This is a genomic window from Acinetobacter sp. YH12117, assembly GCF_013418865.1.
Taxonomy (GTDB): domain Bacteria; phylum Pseudomonadota; class Gammaproteobacteria; order Pseudomonadales; family Moraxellaceae; genus Acinetobacter; species Acinetobacter indicus.
In genome coordinates this window covers 1-2,696 of sequence record NZ_VPBF01000082.1, presented here as the reverse complement: position 1 = coordinate 2,696, position 2,696 = coordinate 1, and the positions used below count along the sequence as shown (strand labels likewise).

General features: G+C 59.1%; 3 protein-coding genes. All 3 read left to right on the top strand.

Annotated features, from left to right (window positions below):
- The coding region (locus FTU55_RS15225; RefSeq protein ID WP_223411754.1) for a DUF3363 domain-containing protein at positions 1–806 on the top strand (806 nt) is incomplete at its 5' end.
- Between the two features lie 222 nt (positions 807–1,028).
- Entirely contained in the window at positions 1,029–2,243 is a 1,215-nt protein-coding gene (gene floR / locus FTU55_RS14780; protein WP_000214122.1) for a chloramphenicol/florfenicol efflux MFS transporter FloR, read from the top strand.
- A 27-nt stretch (positions 2,244–2,270) separates the two neighbouring features.
- Positions 2,271–2,576 carry a LysR family transcriptional regulator gene (locus tag FTU55_RS14775; protein WP_001255015.1) on the top strand — a complete coding sequence of 102 codons (306 nt, stop codon included), beginning with the start codon at positions 2,271–2,273 and terminating at the stop codon, positions 2,574–2,576.
- Positions 2,577–2,696 lie beyond the last annotated feature (120 nt).

Below are 2,696 nucleotides of genomic sequence, written 5' to 3'. Positions count from 1 at the left end.
TAAATTTTCAGCGTTGCTGGCTCCCCGTCAGCCGGATTGGGTTGCATCGCAGGGGTGTCGAAAGAGTCAACTGCGGTCCAAAGCTGTTGGACTTGGGTGAAAAGGGCGTTTATTCTTCCTATACGTGCCGCGTTCCAGGCGGCGACTATGAGGGCTATGTCGATGCCCATGTGCGCCGGCTGGAGGCGCTACGCCGGGCCGGTATCGTCGAGCGGATCGACGCCGACCAATGGCGCATCCCCGATGATCTGGTCAGCCGTGCCGCCGCCCATGACGCCGGCCGAGACAGTCAGGCCAGCGTTCGCGTCCTTTCCCCGGTCGATCTGAACAAACAGATCGGATCGGACGGCGCGACCTGGCTGGACCGGCGGCTGATCCACGGCGAGACGGCCGACCTTGCGCCAACCGGCTTCGGGCAACAAGTCCGCGAAGCCATGGACCAGCGCCGCGAGCACCATATCGAACAGGGCGACGCCACCCGCAGCCGGGACAGCCGCGTCTTCTACCGGCGCAACCTTCTCGCCATCCTGCGGGAGCGCGAGGTAGCCGGCGTCGGATCGGATATGGCTTTGAGTAAGGGCCTGCCGTTCCGCGCCGCCACGGACGGCGAGAGCGTCAGCGGCAAGTTTACCGGAACCGTGCATCTATCGAGCGGCAAGTTCGCCGTGGTCGAGAAATCCCATGAGTTCACCCTTGTCCCGTGGCGGCCGATCATCGACCGCCAACTCGGCCGCGAGGTTATGGGCATCGTGCAGGGCGGGTCGGTGTCGTGGCAGTTAGGGCGGCAGAGGGGGCTGGAACGCTGAGTGCGCCCATGCCGCATTGCGAAGCAAAAGATAATCTGATAAAATGTAGCAATTCATATTCGTAAGCGTGGAGTAATCAGATGGGAAATTCCAAGTCAGCAGACAAGTAAGCCGCAACAACCAGTATTGTTGTTGCGGCGCTCTGTAAGGCTAGTCTCATCTGATTGCTGACGAGCAGACGTCGCCCGGTATTCCTTAATCTTAATCGAGGGTTGATTCGTCATGACCACCACACGCCCCGCGTGGGCCTATACGCTGCCGGCAGCACTGCTGCTGATGGCTCCTTTCGACATCCTCGCTTCACTGGCGATGGATATTTATCTCCCTGTCGTTCCAGCGATGCCCGGCATCCTGAACACGACGCCCGCTATGATCCAACTCACGTTGAGCCTCTATATGGTGATGCTCGGCGTGGGCCAGGTGATTTTTGGTCCGCTCTCAGACAGAATCGGGCGACGGCCAATTCTACTTGCGGGCGCAACGGCTTTCGTCATTGCGTCTCTGGGAGCAGCTTGGTCTTCAACTGCACCGGCCTTTGTCGCTTTCCGTCTACTTCAAGCAGTGGGCGCGTCGGCCATGCTGGTGGCGACGTTCGCGACGGTTCGCGACGTTTATGCCAACCGTCCTGAGGGTGTCGTCATCTACGGCCTTTTCAGTTCGATGCTGGCGTTCGTGCCTGCGCTCGGCCCTATCGCCGGAGTATTGATCGGCGAGTTCTTGGGATGGCAGGCGATATTCATTACTTTGGCTATACTGGCGATGCTCGCACTCCTAAATGCGGGTTTCAGGTGGCACGAAACCCGCCCTCTGGATCAAGTCAAGACGCGCCGATCTGTCTTGCCGATCTTCGCGAGTCCGGCTTTTTGGGTTTACACTGTCGGCTTTAGCGCCGGTATGGGCACCTACTTCGTCTTCTTCTCGACGGCTCCCCGTGTGCTCATAGGCCAAGCGGAATATTCCGAGATCGGATTCAGCTTTGCCTTCGCCACTGTCGCGCTTGTAATGATCGTGACAACCCGTTTCGCGAAGTCCTTTGTCGCCAGATGGGGCATCGCAGGATGCGTGGCGCGTGGGATGGCGTTGCTTGTTTGCGGAGCGGTCCTGTTGGGGATCGGCGAACTTTACGGCTCGCCGTCATTCCTCACCTTCATCCTACCGATGTGGGTTGTCGCGGTCGGTATTGTCTTCACGGTGTCCGTTACCGCGAACGGCGCTTTGGCAGAGTTCGACGACATCGCGGGATCAGCGGTCGCGTTCTACTTCTGCGTTCAAAGCCTGATAGTCAGCATTGTCGGGACATTGGCGGTGGCACTTTTAAACGGTGACACAGCGTGGCCCGTGATCTGTTACGCCACGGCGATGGCGGTACTGGTTTCGTTGGGGCTGGTGCTCCTTCGGCTCCGTGGGGCTGCCACCGAGAAGTCGCCAGTCGTCTAACCGACGACTGGTAGCAGGCCCGCTCCGATGCGGCGCACTAACCATCGAAACCTCGTGAATGTCGGTATCCTGTCTGGCAGGATACCGCTCATTTCCCTTGTTCAGTTCATCGCCGTCGCCGAGCATCTGAATTTTCGGCATGCGGCCAAGGCACTTGGTATCAGCCAGTCGAGCGTCAGCGCGCGTGTGAAAGCGCTGGAGGATAACCTTGGTGTCCTGCTATTTGAGCGCCATGCGCGGGGCGTTCGGCTAACAGACGCAGGCAGGCACTTCATGGAGCGTGTCACGGCGGGTGTCGATCAACTCGATCACGCAGTGAAGACCGCGGAGTGACGGGCACTGGCTGGCAATGTCTAGCAACGGCAGGCATTTCGGCTGAGGGTAAAAGAACTTTCCGCTAAGCGATAGACTGTATGTAAACACAGTATTGCAAGGACGCGGAACATGCCTCAT